Here is an 18,481-nt window from a genome sequence, read left to right on the forward strand (position 1 = left end):
TCTTATAAAACCTATTTTTTGAACGTTTCGTCGTATTTTGCTTTGGAGTCTTCGATTGCTTTTGCCCACTCATCAAGGAATTCCTGAGTCGTCATTTTTCCGCTCATGACGGACTGGATGCCAGGGTCAACGATGCTGTCAAGGATGGAGCGGTAGTCTGGCAGGTAGAATGGCGGCTCATAAAGCTTGGTTTCAGGGTTTTCATACACTTCGAACGCAACCTTGATATGCTGTGCATTCTGTACCCACTCGTCGCTTAATACATCAGAGTTGGTCGGGATTTGGCCAGTAGACTCATTCCATGTGCTTTGTGCTTCGGCAGAGTTAATGAACTCAACAAATTTCCAGGCTGCATCAGGATTTTCAGCAGATTTGAAGACTGCGACGTTGACAGCATTTCCACCTTCAGCGACATACTTGCCATCAGCTGTTTTTGGCAGCGGAATGGTTTTAAAAGAACCTTCCGGAAGCGACTTCTTGTGCTCGCCGTAAGAACCAACATTGTGGTGGACCATGGCTACAACACCAGTGTCAAAGCCGGCGATCATTTCCTTGTAGCCGTTTGTGATGTCACTCTTAGGAGTGTAGTCTTCATAGTAGGACAGATACTTTTCAACAAATTCAACATGCTCCGGTGCATTGATGTTTGGCTTGCCATCTTCATTGAAGTAGTCAAGGCCGCTGTAGGCAAACATCAGGCGCTGAAGCTGGAAGGAACCGCCGGCGCCGCCGCGGATAGTGTAACCGTAACGGTTATTGGCTTTGTCAGTCATTTTTTCAATGGCAGTAAAGAACTCATCAAATGTATCCGGCTCTTCTACGCCAGCTTCTTCAAACCAGTCTGTACGGATCCAGATGGTATCCAGGTTCTGTGCATACGGAATTCCATAAAGCTTGTTGTCCTGGGTGATTTTTTTGTTGAACTCGATGGCGCTTGGGTTGATTTTGCCGTTGATATCCGACTTCTCGAAATACTCATCAAGCGGAAGCAAAGCTTCGCGGATTGAGAATTCAGGCAGCCAGGTTGTCTGGACAGAGCCTACATCGGGAAGATCGTCGGCGGCAATCGCCGCGTCATACTTGGATTTTGCTGATTTATTCGGAATCCCGACATATTCGACGTCAATGTTCGGATTCTTTTCTTCGAATTGCTTAATGACTTCTTCCCAAAGCGGGGTACGCTCAGGGCCGGCGTTTTCATCCCAGAACGTGATTGTTACAGGCTCATCGCTTTTTGGTGCTGCCTTTTCTTTTGTATTGGAAGAAGTTTCTTCACTGCCGCCGCAGCCCACAAGAGCCAGGCTGGCAGCCATTGTCATTGCCAGAGCAGAAGTTGACCATTTCCTTTTAAACATGTTATTGCCTCCCTTTTTGTTTATAAAGCAATGTTTTATATATTGATCAGCCTTTGACAGCTCCACCCATTCCGTTGACCAGGTGCTTCTGCGCATAGGCAAACAATATAACTGCAGGAATTAAAGCGATTACACTTCCGGCCGCAAGAGCGCCATAGTTGACGTTGAACTCCCCTAGCATCGAGCTCAATCCGACAGGGAGAGTGAACTTCGACTGCTGGTTCGTCAGCATCAGCGCAATCAAAAACTCATTCCATGTGTAGATGAAGGTGAAAACTCCAGTTGCAACAATTCCAGGCAGCAGGAGCGGGAAAACAACATGCCTTAGCGACTGCAATTTTGTACAGCCATCAATCATCGCGGCTTCTTCCAGTTCCTTAGGGACATTGGAGATGAATCCGCTCATCAGAATCGTCGTAAACGGAATTTCAATCGCCGTATACGTGATGATCAGGGCAAGCGGGCTTGAGATCAGCCCAAGGTTTTTGAAGATGATGAACAATGGAATAATCATCATCGATCTTGGGATAAATTGTGTACAAAGCAGCATTAAGAGGAAGCTGCGCTTTCCTTTGAACTGGTAGCGAGCCAGGGCATAGCCTGACAGAGTCGAGCAGATAAGAACCACGATAACGGTAGAGATGCCGACAATCAAGCTGTTTTTAAAGAATGTCGCGAACCCGATATTGGTCCACGAGTATACAAAGTTTTCAACCGTTGGATTGGCCGGGAGGTACTGCAGCGGCCGTTTGACGATATCGCCTTCAGGCTTGAGGGCCGTGTTGATGGTCCAGTATATCGGGAACAATGTGAAGCTGAGCATCATGAACAATGGAAGATACAGGGTCAGGATCCTGTCCATCTTTTTGTTTTTCGTAAACATCTGGCATCACTCCTTTTCATAACGGGATAGTTTCAGATAGAGGACAGCGAAGATCAGCAGGATCCCGAAGGAAATGACTGTCAAAGCCGAGCCGTAGCCGAAATTGCTTCCATGGACAGCCAGGTCGGCAATGTACATGGTGAGCGTGGTGGTTGAGTGAGCCGGACCACCGCCCGTCAGGTTAAAGATCAAGTCAACGTTATTGAATTCCCAGACAACCCTTAAAAGTGTTGTCAGGACGATTGTGTTTTTCAGTTGCGGCAGAGTGACATAGATGAAGGATTTCCATCGGTTCGCACCATCCACATTAGCCGCTTCATATAATTCATTCGGAATGCTTTGCAGGGCAGCAAGCAGGGTGATGGCGAAGAAAGGAATCCCCCTCCATAGTTCCGCGATGACCACCGCTCCAAAGGCTGTCGACGTGCTTGCGAGGAAGGCCATCGGTTCATCGATGAGGCCGACTTTCATCAGCATATCATTGATAACACCCATATGTTCGTTGAACATCATCGACCACATAACGGATGCAAGTACACCGGAGATAGCCCAAGGGATAAACGCAACCGCACGTACAAAACCCCTGAATTTAAAAGTTTGGTTTAATAGGAGTGCTAGAATCATACCGAAAGTTAACTGAAGGCCAACTTCTGCAACCACCCATTTCACACTGTTGATCAAGCTCGGAACAAACATCTTGTCCTGGGTGAAGATGTTGACAAAGTTTTCAAGACCCGCGAAGCCATTATAGTATGGGGCAGAAACATCATAATGCTGGACACTATAGTAGAAGACTGTAGCGATCGGATAAAACAGGAAACCAAGAATGATTAGAAAAGAAGGTAAAATAAAAAGATAAGGAATGACTTTCTCACTTTTTATTTTCTTTTTGTTTTTATTCACCGCCTTCTTGCTTTTAACAACTGTATCAGTAGCGCTTTGTGGATAACTCATGTAGTTTTCCTCCTTCCTGACTACATTGTAGATGAAAACGTTTTCTTGGATAATTAAAGATTTTAAGGTAATTGATTAAAATTTTAAGATATTTTAGATAATACTTTGGTGGGGGGCGAGTTTTTTAATGGAACATACAAGCAAAAACAGCCTGAGCACCCCTTGTTGGCGGGCGTTCAGGCTGTTTTTGTGCGGGGAGGTTGGGGTGGATGACGGGATTCGGACTGGGTTTTGGTTTACCTGTTTTACCCATTAAGCTGGCCAGCGATTTTCGATGGCAAAAGCAACTCTTCTATTTTAATCGGCTTCTTCTCCTTCACCGATCGCCACACGCCTTCCCCGACCGCGATCGAATAGGCGCCAGCCTCTGCCCCCGCTAGAATAGGATAGCTGCGTGCCGGGTCGGGCCCGAGGAAAAGGTCTTCCAATAAAAGCGGGTCGCCGCCGCCGTGGCCGCCCGGGTTTTTTACCAGTTCAATGGTTTCCCTGGCGCCAAAGAGCGGGAAGTATTCGATGGTCTGCTCAGGGTATTGGAATGGAATCCGGGATGGCTCGTGGAACTCGGTCGTTTCCAGCCTACCCTTTGTACCATTGATCGCCAGCCGGTACCCTTCGTACGGAGCGGAGAAATTGATCGAATAGCTCAGCAGGCTTCCGCCGTCATATTTAACCGCCGCCACATACGTATCCTCAATGGCGATTTCTTCATCATAAATGCAGGCGTCCGGCCGGTAACTTGTATACGGAATCTCTTCGAACACCCCTGCGAGCAAATGGTCATCGCGCACCTGGCTGCTGCCGCTGCGCGGGTTCCAGCGTCGGAAGTAGGCACAGCTGTCCTGAACATCACAGGTTCCGCAAAAACGGCTCGGCACTTTCTGCGGGTTGAGTTCACCCTCTGGCCCGAAGTAATTCAAGCTTCCATACGCAAAGACTTCTTCAGGCTTCTGCCCCAGCCACCAGTTTACCAAGTCAAAATGGTGGGTCGACTTATGGATCGACAATCCTCCGGAAATGTCCCGGTCGCGGTTCCACCTTCTAAAATAGCTCGAGCCATGGAATGTATCGATGTACCAGTTCAGGTCGACCGAAGTGATTCTGCCCAGCTTGCCTTCAAGGATCATTTCCTTGATTTTTCGATGAAACGGACTGTAACGGTAATTAAAAGTGACAACCACTTCTGCCTCACTATCGGCCTCCGCCTCCATCACTCTTCTGGCGTCTGCTGCCGTTGTGACCATTGGCTTTTCGGTGATCACATCCACGTTGTGCTGCAGCGCTTTTAAAATATAGTCAACATGGGTGTCGTCCCGGCCGGCGACAATGATGCAGTCTGGCTTGGTCTGCTCATTCATCTCTTCGAATTGTTCCGGTAAGAACTCTGGAACGTGTATCAGGGACGGATACTTCTCCTTGCAGACCTGAAACCGGAGCGGGTCTGCATCCAGCAAACCTACAATCTCATTTCCCCGTGAAAATTCGTTCACCAGCGGGCCTATGAACATGGTCAATACCCGGTTGCTGACCCCGCAAATAGCGTATTTTTTCATGGTTCAAGCCTCCTTCTCCAAAATGTTAACGTTATCATTTTTCGCCACCTTGTTTGAATTTAGTGTACTCCTAACCTTCTATCCTCTCAACGTATACGGCAACATGCTTAAAATTTTAACGGTTTATCTTAAAATCTTTCATTAATTAGGGAAGCGTTACCACCTACAATAAAAGTAGAGGAGGTTAAAGACATGACCATCAGCAAAGCAGCAATGAGTGCAACAAAACCCATCAAGCTATCCCCCGCCCGGTCGCTTAGGACGTATCTCGGTGGAAAGCTCATCGAGGAGCTGCATGGGGCAGCAGAGCCGAAAGACAGCCACTATCCGGAGGAATGGATGATTTCGGTGGTTTCCAGCCGCACAGCCGGCCGGGAAGAGGACGGCTTAAACAAGGTGGACCTCCCTGATGAGGATATCACCTTAAAAGAATTGGTGGATGCCAGCCCTGAGGATTTTTTAGGAAAAGCCCACACGGAAAAATTCGGCAATAAGACTGGCGTGCTCGTGAAACTGATCGATTCGGCCGAACGCCTGATCATCCAGACCCACCCGGACAAGGAGAAAGCGCTGGAGCTATTCGGTTCAGCATACGGGAAAACGGAATGCTGGCATTTTGTCGGCGGCCGCGAAATCAATGGAGCAGTTCCACATGTGTATGTCGGCTTCAAGCCCGGCGTCACAAGGGAGCAATGGAAAACGCTGTTTGATCAGCAGGACGTCCAAGGCATGCTGGACTGCATGCACAAGTATGATGTCCAGCATGGCGATACGTTCCTGATTGAAGCAGGCACTCCGCATGCTATTGGGGCTGGCTGCTTGCTCGTCGAAATCCAGGAACCGACCGATTACACCATCCGCATGGAAAGAACCTCTCCGTCCGGGCTGGAGATTGAAGATTACCTGATCCACCAGGGAATAGGCTTTGAAAAGATGTTTGATATTTTTAGGTATGAGACATTGGACCGGGAGGAGACCCTGAAAAGATGGCAGGTAGAACCTGCTGTTTTGCGGGAAGGTGACGGCAGCAGAGAAATTGAAATCATCGGCTACAAGCAAACTCCTTGCTTCCGAATGACCATGGTGGAAGTGGAACAGAAAGCGGAGATCTCCGGGAATGGGGTGTTTTACGGGGTGTACATTCTTTCGGGTAAGGGTGCGCTGACCACAAATGGTACGCAGCAGAGCGTGAAAAAGGGCGATCAGCTGTTTATTCCTGCAGGCGTGGCCTCGTTCACGATAGAGAATCAAGGCGATGAGCCAATTATGGCATTGCGATTGTTCGGCCCGCAGGTTGGATAAGCAAAAGGGCATTGAAATTTCATTGATTTTGATGATTTTTCAATGCTCTTTCTTGTTCATCCTTTTCCTGACAACAGCAATCAAAAACAGGAACGGAACATAGCCAAAGAGGAAGACGAGCCCACAATAGTGGACTAATTTGGCGAAAAGCTGGCCATATCGTATATCAACAAACTCGCTGTTCACAATATGGAAAATTGCAAGCAAACCCACTAAGAGGTACGTCGACTTCACCTTTGGGACCGTCCATTTTATCGACCGGATCGCCGACCACAGATAGATACAGATCACAGGCATAATCACTAACAGCCATGTGAAAATAAAAATAAACTCAAACCGCTCCAGAAATGGAAACTGCATGATTTTAATCATGGTCAAAGTTGGCCACGCTAAATTCTTCAGCTTTTCCTGCGTAAAGAACAAAAATGTGATGAGCGAGATGACCGTATAGACAAAGGTTGAATAAAGCAATCCCAAGTGTCCCCATTTGGATGACTTTTCCCTATTCTTGATAAACGGAAAAAAAATGAGTACCGTTTCAAATCCTATATAGAGCGGTGCCGCTTCTTTCGCGGAAATGAAATATTCTTTCCAGCCAGATTTAAAGATAGGGGCGAGATAGGAAAACTCAACATAATTGAACAAATATAACAGCGAAAAGAGCAGGAAACTGGGAATGACCACTCCCCAGTAAGCAATGGCCGTTACAACCCTGAACCCTCCCGAAACGATGTAATAAATGAGAAAAGAAAAGAGCAGGGAGAATTCCCAGCTGGGTATTCCATCAAACACCCATATCTGGAGAACATCAATATAGGTATAAAAAGTATATAGACTAAGGATGGAAAAATAGCTTGCCATGATGAGATTCAGCATTCCGCCAAAAACCTTCCCAAAAACATCCCTGTGGAAGGACAGGAGATCTCCAGCACTTGAATGCTTCAGGATATATAACATCATTAAAAAGAGAACATGCATCATTAAACCCACTGCCAGGACTGACAGCCATGCATTATGGCCTGCTCCTTTAATGATATTTGACTGAAAGGATAGAATTACAATCCCAGTCTGTGTGGAATGCATGAGATAGAACAGAAAGTAGGGCGATACCATTTTATTTTCTTTCACTATTGAGTTCATAAGAATCCATCCTTAAAGATTAGCCTTCAAGGCCAGAATGTAAGAATTGCACATCAACATTTACAGAAATCGGCAATGCAGGATACTTCTCATAAAAGGATGTTTCCTTCCAGGACTTATCCTTTGATCGCACGATGTTTCCAATTCCAAGAGGATCCACTCCATTTTCTTTCAAGAGTGCAAATAAATCCGCCATCTCTTTTTCTAACCTTTTTTCAACAATCCTCTTCATCTCCATTACATCTTTCTCATTTTCCACACTATACCGATCTGGAATCTGAGTCAGGGTCACGTGCAGCTGCAAACCAAGATGCAATCGCTCCTTCTTCGAATTCCAATCCCAGTTGCTTTTACTCTTAAAAGCCCGAACCGCCAGGATCTCTCTGCGCTCCTTCCCTTCCAGGTCCATTTTATAAGTTGCTTGTGTCTGTTCATCTTCAATAAATGAAAATACGGTCGTTTGTTCAGGATTTAACTGGAGCTTTAAGTGATCATCCTCAAAGATTCCTATCCCATCAACGCTTACCCGCTCTTGTTCGCCGATGGTCAGCATGGGAACATAGGCATCCACTCCTTCTCCATAAAAGCGATTCAGAAAAACATGAAGGTTCATTCTGGGGAGATACTGTCCTTGCATATTCTGCTGGATCCGTTCAGCTAACGTAAGGGATTTTTCCTGTTTCAATGCGTTCAGCGTTTTCTTAGCGGATTCCGTCGAGACAGCGATTTGGATATTTGTTCCGATTTGAGGATTAAGAATGAATCGCCTCACCATTTCTCCAATGCCTGCTTCCGCATAGCTTTTCCCGAACAGCAGCACCCGGATTTTTCCCAGTTCCACGGGAGTACTAGTCTGGCTCGCCATTTTCGGGGCAAACAAGACACTGGTCGATGTTTTTTCTTCGTAAAATTGAATGTCGTCACCGCTTTTGCTAGTCGTGTAATTAGGCACTAAGGCTGTTCCAATGAGTTCTCCATCTTCTGCCTGATCGAACCCAAAAACATGGACAATGCTAATCTGGTCAATGATCCTCGTCCGATTACAGCCCAAAAGACCAAAGATACAAACGCATAATACGATTAAAATGAGAGGCTTTTTCCACTTTTTCATCATTCATCCAGCCTTTTTGCGAAAAATTTATTCCGTATTCAGCCCTTCTTCCGGGTCTTTATCTGCTGCCGGAGAATATCTTTTGACACTCAAGGGCCGCAAATACCAAGGACGCTTTTGGGATTTTGCATAATTGGGCCTTACAAAGGAATTGGCGAGTCCACCTTTTCGATAAGGGTAAATCGAAAGCATAAACGGGACTCCTAGAGATTTTAGCCGGGCCAAATGCCCGATTAAAAAGAGTAGTCCCACATAGATGCCTAAGCCTCCCCAACTAGCTGCAAACAGGATATAAGGATACCGTAACAGCCGGACCGCAGTGGACATTTTATAAATTGGGGTTGTAAAGGAAGACAATGCTGATAGGGCGACAATGATTAACAAAACATTACTTGTAAGCGCTGCTTCAACCGTTGCCTGCCCGATTACGATGCCCCCGACAATCCCAAGGGTTTGCCCAATTTTCGTTGGCAGCCTGGCCCCTGCTTCTCTCAGCAGGTCAATGGTGATTTCCAAAAATAACACCTCTATTACAGGCGGGAAGGGAACATTAGCCCGTGAATTGATAATCGGACCTAATAAATCCCTTGGGATTACTTCATAATGAAAGGTTAGGATTGCCACATAGAAGGGTGTGGCAAATATGGAAAACAACATCCCAAATATCCGGATCAACTTAAAGAACGATGCGATGACAGATGGAAGGTAAAAATCCTCCGGGTTTGAAAAAAAATCCATTAATGCGGCTGGCCCAATGACCGCATAGGAGGATTTATCACTAATAAGAACAACTTGTCCTTGTATAAGTGCTCCTACCGTACGATCCACCCGCTCTGTCGTTATAAATAAAGGAAAAGGAGTCGAGCTATGATCGGAAATTAATTGTTCAAGCTGGGTATTGTCAAAGGAGACATCGATGTCAAGTTCCTTAAGTCGCTGTTTGGCGGTGTTTACGTACCCGGGGTTGGTAACCCCATCCAGGTAGGCGATAACTACCTTTGTCCTTGCCCTTGTGCCAATGGTGACCTCCTCATAGATCAGATCCGAAGTACTCAGATGGTCCCGTATTAAATGGAGATTGGTGGTTATATCCTCAATGAAACCAACTTTTGGTCCAATCACACTGAATTCATTTTGGGTATCATTCGTTTCGCGTTGACCTAATCTGGGATGTGAAATGCTTAAGAGGGCGAATTCCTTCATGCTGTCTTTAAAATAGAGGACAATCGCACCTTCATGGAGAGCCTTTTCCACTTCCAAGGGGTCTTGTTTGACTTTGATGTCATCGATTGGAACGACATCTTTTAAATCAGAGAGTTCTTTTACCTCAGAAGCCTTCTCCTTTAAAAAAGGCAAAACGGACTTTTGAAAAATGTTGGGATCAATTAGTGTTTTATAAAAACTGATTTGTAAAGGATGGTCTTTTTCAATTGGTGTGATGGTTGAAAAGTCACTTGACTTCTTTGCCTTTTCGAATACTTCTTTTATCGTTTTTTCTGTCGTTTCGTAACCTCTTGTGGGTTGTTGTTGTTTGACTCTTTTCCTTCTCAGCATTTCTCCACCTAGCCTGTGAAAAATTTCCTTATGGTAGATGTAGTATGCAACAACAGAACTGGAATTATGTTCAAAGCATAAGGAAAGAAGGGTCGGAGTTCACTAATCCTAATAAAAATCAAAAGGACCGGGTATCGCCTCCCGGTCCTTTTGATGCATTGATAAAAGACAAAGTTAGAATGTAACATTCTTTAAACGTCCTTTTTTAAGATATCGATGGCATTTTCCTGCGAAACAAACCCAAGCTCCTTCCACGCATTTTCGGTCGACCATGGTTTATCGGGGTTGTCCGAGACTCCATAATAGGTGCCATATTTGACGGTCGATTCCAGCGCCAGGTCAAAAAGCTGGACAGCGTCCTTATGGGTCAGCAGCGTGTGATGGAGGCGTTCGTCTTCCTTTACGGCCTTCTCTTCTTCGGGATGGACGGTGCCAATCCGCAGGTTGATGACGGAGAGGGAGCTGTCCTTTTTGCGGGCGAGGATGTGGCCGATATTCTCGGAGGCAAGCTTCAGCACTCCATAAAGACCGCGGGAATAAGGATAATCGTGAATGTTGATTTCCCTGTCCAGCTTGGAGATGCCGCCGTTTTCGTAATAATCGGTGGTGTGGTTGCTGCTAGCGAATACCACTTTCGGAATCCCGAGCTTCTCCGCCGCATGCAGCACATAAAAAGAGGCCATGAAATGGATCGAGGTCATCTGGTAAAATTCATCCACATCCCATAAATCATTGTCGGTTTTGATGGTAAGCAGGTTGATGAGCGCGTCCGTGTCCTCCGGAATGCTTTGTAAAAGTGCGTCAAAATCAGTAGCATCGACCTTGATCGCATTTTCCGTTTCCTCTGGAAAGTTTTGATCCAGAATGACAAATTCGTATTTATCGCCAAGCCCCTTTTGCAGCACCGTGCCGATGGTCCCCGCACCGCCGATGATGGTTATTTTTTTCTTCATGGTGGCCCTCCATTTCTAGCATTTACCTAAATTTACCCATGTTAGTGGAAAACATTCACAGCTATTTAAAGTTAGGTAGGAGGGGAGGTGCCCCAACCTTCTGAGAAAAACCGTTGATCTGCAAACTTAATATTGAGTTACGCTGGAGTTTTCCGTAAAATGGGAAAGCAGTAATAGAAGTGACATAAAGTGACTGGGATTAGAGTGTCTGCTACTGGGCAAGGACCCGGTAATCATTCGGTGCGAAATATGGGGGAGAACCTTGTAATGGAGGACCTTTTTTGCGGCTTTCCTGTGAAAACGGGCTTCCATCCACTTGATGGAGGACCTTTTCTACAGCTTTCCTGTGAAAATGGGCTTCCATCCACTTGATGGATGACCTCTTTTGCTTTTTTCCTGCGAAAATGGGCTTCCATCCACTTGATGGATGACCCTTTTTGCGGCTTTCCTGCGAAAACGGGCTTCCATCTACTTGATGGAGGACCTTTTTTGCGGCTTTCCTGCGAAAATGGGCTTCCATCCACTTGATGGAGGACCCTTTTTGCGGCTTTCCTGCGAAAACGGGCTTCCATCTACTTGATGGAGGACCTTTTTTGCGGCTTTCCTGCGAAAACGGGCTTCCATCCACTTGATGGAGGACCTTTTCTACAGCTTTCCTGTGAAAATGGGCTTCCACCCCCCATTTTCCAAGAGAGGAAGCCTTGTTTCTATAGGGAAAACTTTTCATGCACTACTAAGGAATCTGCTATCTTCTCTTCCATTTCCTAAAAGACACTCAACTAGGACCACGGGCCTGTTCTCTGCCTGGCGGGTTTCAACTCGTTTAAAAAGGGAAACCGGGTAATGGAAAATCTACATAACAAGGAGGATGAATGGTGAGAGCATTGGCTTTGGTGGAGCTCATGTTAGTTGGCTACCTGTTTTATCTGGGAATCAGCCTGTTTTTTGTTTTTCTTGATGGCGGGATGATTGCGGTGCTCATCGAGCTATTAAGAGGAACCATCATCAACATACTGCTAGCTTATACACTCGTCCTGATCATCGACATTTGGCGCGATAAAAAAAGGGAAAAACTCATTATAAAAGGAAAACTGTCTCCAGACCGACTGTTTTAAAACACAGGGACGGTTCTGATGCTTCATCTTCAAAAATGAAGCACCAGAACCGTCCCCTTGCTTATAATTCGCGTGAAAATCGGAAATAATCCTTGTAATTGGCTGACAGGGAGTCGTTCTGATGAAAAAGGCTATTGTGTTTGTTTTCTTTTATGGAATCCTTCTTTTGATTGCTTTTTTATACAGGGAATCCCTGCTGGAGTGGCTAAACCGCGGGGATATGACCCAGCTGCCTTTGATGTTTTTGCTGGGAGTTTTCTTTGGGGTTGTTCCGGTTGTTCCATTTAGTGTGTTCGCCGGGTTGATGGGAGCGAAATATGGGGTTTGGATCGGAGCCTGCATCAACTGGGTGGGATCCGTGGGAGCCTCGGCGATCTTTTTTATGCTGTCGCGCCATTTTTTCGTAACCAGGTTCCAAAGCTATATTTCCCGTTTCAACGGCATTAGGAAGTTCGACCGGATTATCAGCCAGAATGCGTTTATTGCGGTTTTGTTCAGCCGGATTGTTCCCATCGTGCCGCCGCCTGTGGTCAATATCTATTCAGGACTGAGCATGATGCCGTTTAAAACGTATCTAGCGGCAACCATGATAGGGAAAATTCCCGGTATGGTCGCCTACGCCTACCTGGGGAGCCAGCTGGTTGCTCCGCGTTCTTCGCTGTTGGCCGGAATCACGCTTTATGCCGGCTTTCTGACATTTGTGCTCCTTTTATACCGCTGGTGGTACAAGTCAAAAGCAAAGGTCGTTTTGCCGAAATAGCATTCCAGCCGGGAAGGAACTCATTTTATCCCAGGCACCACTGGATGAGCCCTTATGTGGTCTTTCAAATTTAATCAAACGTTTGATTAAGGCCTTGCCCGAAAATTATATTAAAAAAAGAGGCAGGAGAACCGTCCCCTTGCCTCTTAGTGGCTGTGTTCACTTTCCGATTCATCGTGGTGGCCTTCTTCTTCATGGCGGTCGGCCCCGGCTTCCGGATTGCCGACGGTCACTTCCTTCTTCGGCATGTTGTGCATATCCCTCGCGGTTACATGGGCGACGATGTTATAGACGCCTTCTGATTCAAACGTTTTGCTGACAACATATACGCCTTCGCTTTGGTGTTGGGCTTCCAGCATTTCACGCTCATCTTCTCCTGATTTCCAGACTTCAAATTTGACCTCGGCGGCATCTTCGACGTTTTCGTCTCCTTGTGTCACCTTGGCTTCAAGCGAAACCTCTTCGTTCGGGTTCAGGCTGTCAGGCGTCAGGATGGTGACTTCAATGATCTCAGGAACCTCCCCGGCCTGGCTGGAATCGTCATTATTGGACCCACACCCTGCCAGGAACAATAAGATCGTCAGCATCAAAACAACATATTTTTTCAACTTGTTCTCACCCTTCATTTCTTTTTTAACCGGTATAAATCCAGCGTTTTATACCCTTGCGCCAAAACCTCCACCATTTGCTGCCGGCGCTTTTCCCTGGTCTGCTGCTGCTTCGCCGAGAAGATGTGGCGCGCCCAGTCGCGTCTGTAGCCTGGCGTCAGGCTTTGGTAAAAAGCGAGCTGTTCCGGATGGTCAGCCAGCAGTGCTTCCACATCCTTTACATTGTCCTCATAATCCCCGACGCACTGGCTCGCAGCCGGCGTTTTCACAGCCTTCTTCTTTTCACGCTTCAGGCCAACAACGGTGAACACATCGTCCATGCTTACCATTCGGGCAAATTTAATATCGCTGCTGCCCACATAGCCATCTTCCCCAACCTTCAGTGCCGGAAAGATTTCATCGCGGTGAACGTAGGTGTCATAGCGCTTGTTGCCCTTTTTTGGGTAGGCAAAATAGAGATAGCCTTTCTCTGCCAGTAGCTGATCGTTTTCCACAATCGCCTTGGTGTGCTCCGCCATCTCATCGATATTTTCAACAAAGATAAAAATTCCATCATGGTTTTGCGTTAGCGGGCTGTGTGCAAACAGGTGATAGTCCTCAGGCTGGTTGACGACCGCCATATTGGTGAATCTATCTAGTTTCAGTTTTTCAATAATCGTCATGTCCGGCTCCTTCTTCTTCTAATAAATGGTGAAGCATCCTGTTTTTATCTTCAAAAAACTGCTTCATAAGGCGGTAATGATTCGTTTCTTCCAGTCTTCGTTCATGGATGCCGTCTTCGCTGAACTCGTAAATCACAGCATCCGGGTAGGCCATGATGATGGGCGAGTGGGTCGCAATGATGAACTGCGAGTTGCTCCGGACCAAATCATGGATTCTTGTGAGCATCGACATTTGCCGCAACGGCGACAGCGCGGCCTCCGGTTCATCCAGTATGTAGATCCCTTCGCCGCGGAAACGATGAAGGAAGGTCGCAAAGAACGCTTCGCCATGCGACTGCTCATGGAGCGAAAGCCCGCCATACGAGTCGATGACTTTGGGCAAGCCAGGCTCTTGATCCATTTCTTCAATATTTGAAGCAACATTGTAAAAACTTTCGGCCCGCAGGAAAAATCCGTCCCGCGGCCTGTCTACTCCCCTGACCAGTTTTAGATAGTCCGCGAGCTTGGAGTGGGAGTCGTAGGTGGAGAAATTGAAGTTGAAGGTTCCTCCTTCCGGGTTGAAACCCAGAGCAACCGCCACCGCTTCCAGCAGCGTCGACTTCCCCATGCCATTTTCACCAATGAAAAAAGTCACTTTTGGGTGAAGGGGCAGCTCGTCCATCCCCTTCACGCTCGGAAGGCTGAATGGGTACTGGCTGTAGGAAGGAATGATGTCTCTTTTTAAACTTACTCTTCTCACATATTGTGCAGGTAACATAAGCAATACTCCGAACTTGTTTTCTTCTATTTTAGCATCTTGCCTGTGGAAAATCCTAAAGTGGTGGCATGCTGAAAGGCGGGGATTTGCCCCTTGTCACAGTTTAGACACAGGTTTTTCAAATAAGCCAGATAATTGACGCAATCCCGTCAATAATTGATGCAATACTTTTAGTCATTGATGCAATTCCGGAGATAATTGATGCAACCCCCGCATGATCGAGGCAATGCCGGAGAAAATGGATCCCAATTCGCCCCGTGGATGAGGGAATACCCCAAATAATCGCAGCAATTCGCTGCATAACGGATTCAATTAATGAAAATCAGCCTGCACAGGCCATCCTCTCTCACTTTTTCAGGTGTTCTCCGAGCCATTCCCTAAAAAGGGCATTCAATTCCTTCGTTTTCTGCTCCTTCAGCCACTCGACCTGGTCAATCGGCAGCGTCAGCTTCAAGGTGACCTTCTCATTGGGCATTTCCACTTTCCTTATTTCCTCGAGCGTGATGCCTTGTTCGATGTCTGGGAACTCCAGGTCGTTTTCGTGCACTTTGAGCAGGCCGGGATACTCGTCCGGGTCTTCAAGGTCGCAGAACAAGTTCAGGTGCGGCAGCCTCCCCGGCACTATTTTTAAAAACATGAACGAACTTATGACTCTGTTATCTTCCAATTCTATTTCAATAATGTGGCTTTCATTGTCCTTGTATCTTCGCAAAACCACTTCGCTTACGATCATATCCAATTCCAGGCTGCACCCTTTGGACGATTCGAAAACATAGAGTGCACTGTTGAATAGATAGATGCTTTCCCCATCGATTGTTACAGATTTTACGCCAGCCATGCTTCATCCCCCATACGCATTTTGTACAGACGGTGCTGTGTCGAATACTACCATCTTACCATTTAAGCACGATAGGAATCATCTTCAAATCTCGGGAAACCAGATATTACAGGCCTCGAAATTTGTTACATTGTGTTACAGGGCTGTTATGTTCGTCACCCAATTTATATCTCGTTGTCCTTTTATTGTAAGACTCCTATGTTAGTATAATCATCGTAGTCAAAAGAAAGCCGATGGGAGGCAAGGAAAAATGAAACGAAAATTTTTATCTTTGATTGCAGCAGCGGCATTCTTTATCACAGCCGCGGGAAGCGTGCAAGCAGAACAAGTCGTCGTCAAACAGGGTGACACCCTGTACGGTCTTTCGAAACAATACGGAGTATCCGTTGCATCCATTAAAAAATGGAACAATCTATCAGGTGACGTGATCCATCCAAATCAAACGCTCGAAGTTTCACCAGTCAAAACAGTTTTGGTAAGTAAAGGGGACACCCTTTGGAATATTTCTCAAGTCTATGGAGTATCAGTGGATAATCTGATGAAGTGGAACTCTCTATCATCCGACCTGATCCACCCTGGTTTGGCATTAACCATTTATACGGACGTACATAATGCTGTACCTGTAAAAACAGAAAAAGCTCAAAACGTTCAAAATGTTTCAGCCAAAGCGAAAAAAGCACCAGCTAAAACAACAGCACAGGCAAAAGCAAAGGCTCCAGTTGCACAAACTGCGGCAGCCCAGACTTCTGCCCCTTCAGGCAAGGAAATCATGGTCGAAGCAACAGCTTATACAGCTGACTGCGAAGGCTGCATCGGAATCACGAAAACAGGTGTTGACCTGAAAGCCAATCCAAATGCAAAAGTCATTGCCGTAGATCCATCTGTCATCCCGCTTGGTTCAAAAGTGTACGTGCAGGGGTATGGGTATGCAACAGCTGAAGATATCGGCGGAGCAATCAAAGGAAACAGAATCGATGTATTCATCCCTGAACAAAGCGATGCACTCGCATGGGGAAGGAAGCAAGTTAAAGTCACAATCGTAGAATAAGAGGAAAGCCCCCAGTTTTGGGGGCTTTTTTTCATATATAAAAGAATAGCAGAATAGCATTAACGGCAAATAGGGCGATAAGCACGGCCGTCAGCGCCCGGTTGCTAAGTTTCCCCGAAAAATAGGCGTTTGTCAGTCCGAAATAGAGGACGCCCACCCCGGCGATAAACATCAGAAATTCGGTGATTTTATCATTGATCGGGTACACATGGCCTGCCCCGAACCTTTCTGTCAATCCGGCTGCCGCCCACAGAAGCAGCAGCACTCCTCCAATCACATTGTACAGCTTCTGCTGGCTCATTTCTTTTATAGGCTTGGCGGGAACATGGTCTTCCTTTCTCAATGGCTCCATCATTCAACCTCCCTTTTTTATTGAATCTACCCGTCAGGATGGCAGAATTAACGAATTCCTAAAAAAAAGGCCAAATCACGAGTGATTTGGCCTTTTTGGTTACCGTCTTCTGCTTCGCTTCCGCAGGAATGCTGGGACATCAAGCGAATCGTCCTGCCTCTGAGGCTGCCGCTCGTAAGGGGCAGGTGAAGGCTGGCTGTTGCTGCCTTGCTGGTCTGGGTGGTTTTGTTGGCCATGGTTCCTGCCTTGCCCGGAGTTTGTATCTTGGCCATAGCTTCCACCTTGGCCGTAATTCGAAGGCTCTGCGTAGGCAACCGTCTCCCGCTGCCTGGACTGCGAGGCCTCGTATTGCTGGCGGGAATTTGCGATCATGTCTCCTGGCCGGCGCGAGGCGTTCGATGGCTGAGCTTCCTCCTCATCATGATCAAAACCGGTTGCAATCACGGTCACCATGATTTCCTTATTCAGGTTTTCATTGATGACCGATCCAAAAATCATGTTCAGCTGTTCATCGGTTGCGGCCGCCACAATATCGGCCGCTTCCTGTACTTCATATAAACTGAGGTTTGTGCCGCCTGTGATGTTCATCAGGACGCCTTTCGCTCCAGTGATTGATGTTTCGAGCAGCGGCGAGGATATCGCCTTTTTGGCGGCTTCGGCGGCCCGGTCTTCCCCAGACGCCACCCCGATGCCCATCAGCGCTGTTCCTCTGTTGGACATGATCGTTTTTACGTCGGCAAAGTCCAGGTTGATCAAGCCTGGTACGGCAATGAGGTCGGAAATGCCCTGCACACCCTGCCTGAGAACATTGTCGGCCTCCCTGAAGGCTTCAACCATCGGCGTTTTCCTGTCGACGATTTCCAGCAATCGTTCGTTTGGAATGATGATCAAAGTATTGACAGCTTTTTTCATCTCTTCAATTCCGGCTGCCGCATTTTGTGCCCGCTTGCGGCCTTCAAATCCGAAAGGACGAGTCACCACCCCAATTGTAAGGGCGCCAAGTTCGCGCGCGATATGGGCAATTTCCGGAGCGGCTCCAGTTCCGGTTCCGCCGCCCATTCCGGCCGTGACGAACACCATGTCCGCACCTTGCAAGGCATCCTTGATTTGCTGCCTGCTTTCCTCGACAGCCTTCCTGCCGATTTCCGGATTTGCTCCGGCGCCAAGGCCTCTGGTCAGCGAACCGCCTATCTGCATCGTGACCTCCGCTCTTGACATATTGAGCGCTTGCGCGTCTGTATTCACGGCAATGAACTCTACTCCCTGCACGCCGTCCTCAATCATTCGGTTCACGGCATTGTTTCCTCCGCCGCCAACGCCAATTACTTTTATAGTGGCAAATTGATCAATATTGGTTTCAAATTCCAACATATGTAAGTCCCCCTAATAGCTTCAGATTGCCCCCTATTTATCTCTATACTTATAAAATTCGCCATCGCCGCGGAAATTCTGTCTTATCCTGCGATTTGTTAAAGAACTGTAATTTTACAGTAATAAAGTGAAATGGGGCATTTTATTACTAGTACGAGGAATATAGGG

19 protein-coding genes are annotated in these 18,481 nt (G+C 46.9%); 4 read left to right on the forward strand and 15 right to left on the reverse strand.

Features of this window, described 5'->3' with window-relative positions:
* Positions 1–11: 11 nt before the first annotated feature.
* The 4 genes from WQ57_RS23600 to WQ57_RS23615 all read right to left on the reverse strand — a co-directional run bounded on the left by WQ57_RS23600 (position 12) and on the right by WQ57_RS23615 (position 4,742).
* Positions 12–1,355: an ABC transporter substrate-binding protein gene (locus tag WQ57_RS23600; protein WP_046526091.1), complete on the reverse strand. Its 1,344-nt coding sequence runs from the start codon at positions 1,353–1,355 to the stop codon at positions 12–14.
* A 46-nt stretch (positions 1,356–1,401) separates the two neighbouring features.
* Positions 1,402–2,238, reverse strand: a complete 837-nt coding sequence (locus WQ57_RS23605; protein ID WP_046526092.1) for a carbohydrate ABC transporter permease — start codon at positions 2,236–2,238, stop codon at positions 1,402–1,404.
* Between the two features lie 6 nt (positions 2,239–2,244).
* Positions 2,245–3,192 carry a carbohydrate ABC transporter permease gene (locus WQ57_RS23610; protein WP_046526093.1) on the reverse strand — a complete coding sequence of 316 codons (948 nt, stop codon included), beginning with the start codon at positions 3,190–3,192 and terminating at the stop codon, positions 2,245–2,247.
* A 245-nt stretch (positions 3,193–3,437) separates the two neighbouring features.
* Positions 3,438–4,742, reverse strand: coding sequence for a Gfo/Idh/MocA family protein (locus tag WQ57_RS23615; RefSeq protein WP_046526094.1), 1,305 nt, complete (start codon positions 4,740–4,742; stop codon positions 3,438–3,440).
* Positions 4,743–4,934: 192 nt separating this feature from the next.
* Here WQ57_RS23615 and WQ57_RS23620 point away from each other — a divergent pair, with 192 nt between their 5' ends.
* On the forward strand, positions 4,935–6,044 hold the full coding sequence (locus WQ57_RS23620; RefSeq protein ID WP_052948862.1) for a type I phosphomannose isomerase catalytic subunit: 1,110 nt from the start codon (positions 4,935–4,937) through the stop codon (positions 6,042–6,044).
* A 39-nt stretch (positions 6,045–6,083) separates the two neighbouring features.
* Here the strand turns inward: WQ57_RS23620 and WQ57_RS23625 are convergent, their stop codons facing one another.
* From WQ57_RS23625 to WQ57_RS23645, 5 genes are all read right to left on the reverse strand, one after another.
* Positions 6,084–7,184: a GerAB/ArcD/ProY family transporter gene (locus tag WQ57_RS23625; protein ID WP_046526095.1), complete on the reverse strand. Its 1,101-nt coding sequence runs from the start codon at positions 7,182–7,184 to the stop codon at positions 6,084–6,086.
* 19 nt (positions 7,185–7,203) lie between these two features.
* The gene (locus WQ57_RS23630) at positions 7,204–8,298 is read right to left on the reverse strand and encodes a Ger(x)C family spore germination protein (RefSeq protein ID WP_046526096.1); all 1,095 of its coding nucleotides are present in this window, start codon (positions 8,296–8,298) and stop codon (positions 7,204–7,206) included.
* Between the two features lie 24 nt (positions 8,299–8,322).
* Entirely contained in the window at positions 8,323–9,849 is a 1,527-nt protein-coding gene (locus WQ57_RS23635) for a spore germination protein (protein ID WP_046526097.1), read from the reverse strand.
* A 191-nt stretch (positions 9,850–10,040) separates the two neighbouring features.
* Complete coding sequence (locus WQ57_RS23640) at positions 10,041–10,802, reverse strand: NAD-dependent epimerase/dehydratase family protein (protein WP_046526098.1); 762 nt, start codon at positions 10,800–10,802, stop codon at positions 10,041–10,043.
* A 211-nt stretch (positions 10,803–11,013) separates the two neighbouring features.
* Complete coding sequence (locus WQ57_RS23645; RefSeq protein ID WP_156183218.1) at positions 11,014–11,478, reverse strand: hypothetical protein; 465 nt, start codon at positions 11,476–11,478, stop codon at positions 11,014–11,016.
* A 196-nt stretch (positions 11,479–11,674) separates the two neighbouring features.
* On the opposite strand from WQ57_RS23645, the gene WQ57_RS23650 reads away from it, so the two are divergent.
* Positions 11,675–11,917: a hypothetical protein gene (locus tag WQ57_RS23650; RefSeq protein ID WP_052948863.1), complete on the forward strand. Its 243-nt coding sequence runs from the start codon at positions 11,675–11,677 to the stop codon at positions 11,915–11,917.
* Positions 11,918–12,038: 121 nt separating this feature from the next.
* Entirely contained in the window at positions 12,039–12,677 is a 639-nt protein-coding gene (locus tag WQ57_RS23655) for a TVP38/TMEM64 family protein (protein ID WP_046526100.1), read from the forward strand.
* Positions 12,678–12,823: 146 nt separating this feature from the next.
* Here the strand turns inward: WQ57_RS23655 and WQ57_RS23660 are convergent, their stop codons facing one another.
* The 4 genes from WQ57_RS23660 to WQ57_RS23675 form a co-directional block, all read right to left on the reverse strand.
* Complete coding sequence (locus WQ57_RS23660; RefSeq protein ID WP_052948864.1) at positions 12,824–13,285, reverse strand: FixH family protein; 462 nt, start codon at positions 13,283–13,285, stop codon at positions 12,824–12,826.
* A 14-nt stretch (positions 13,286–13,299) separates the two neighbouring features.
* Positions 13,300–13,947 carry a YdeI/OmpD-associated family protein gene (locus WQ57_RS23665; protein WP_046526101.1) on the reverse strand — a complete coding sequence of 216 codons (648 nt, stop codon included), beginning with the start codon at positions 13,945–13,947 and terminating at the stop codon, positions 13,300–13,302.
* On the reverse strand, positions 13,934–14,704 hold the full coding sequence (locus WQ57_RS23670) for an AAA family ATPase (protein WP_173427607.1): 771 nt from the start codon (positions 14,702–14,704) through the stop codon (positions 13,934–13,936). The genes WQ57_RS23665 and WQ57_RS23670 overlap by 14 nt, the downstream gene beginning before the upstream one ends.
* 346 nt (positions 14,705–15,050) lie before the next feature.
* Entirely contained in the window at positions 15,051–15,542 is a 492-nt protein-coding gene (locus WQ57_RS23675) for a hypothetical protein (protein ID WP_046526103.1), read from the reverse strand.
* Between the two features lie 250 nt (positions 15,543–15,792).
* Here WQ57_RS23675 and WQ57_RS23680 point away from each other — a divergent pair, with 250 nt between their 5' ends.
* Positions 15,793–16,590 (forward strand): 3D domain-containing protein, encoded by a 798-nt coding sequence (locus WQ57_RS23680; protein WP_046526104.1) that lies wholly within the window; start codon positions 15,793–15,795, stop codon positions 16,588–16,590.
* 31 nt (positions 16,591–16,621) lie between these two features.
* On the opposite strand, the gene WQ57_RS23685 is transcribed toward WQ57_RS23680, so the two are convergent.
* A complete protein-coding gene (locus tag WQ57_RS23685) occupies positions 16,622–16,945 on the reverse strand; it encodes a hypothetical protein (protein ID WP_156183220.1) in 324 nt (107 codons plus the stop codon).
* A gap of 96 nt (positions 16,946–17,041) precedes the next feature.
* Entirely contained in the window at positions 17,042–18,313 is a 1,272-nt protein-coding gene (ftsZ, locus tag WQ57_RS23690; protein ID WP_046526106.1) for a cell division protein FtsZ, read from the reverse strand.
* Between the last annotated feature and the right edge of the window lie 168 nt (positions 18,314–18,481).

The organism is Mesobacillus campisalis (genome assembly GCF_000986785.1).
In the GTDB taxonomy this organism is placed as follows: domain Bacteria; phylum Bacillota; class Bacilli; order Bacillales; family Cytobacillaceae; genus Mesobacillus_B; species Mesobacillus_B campisalis.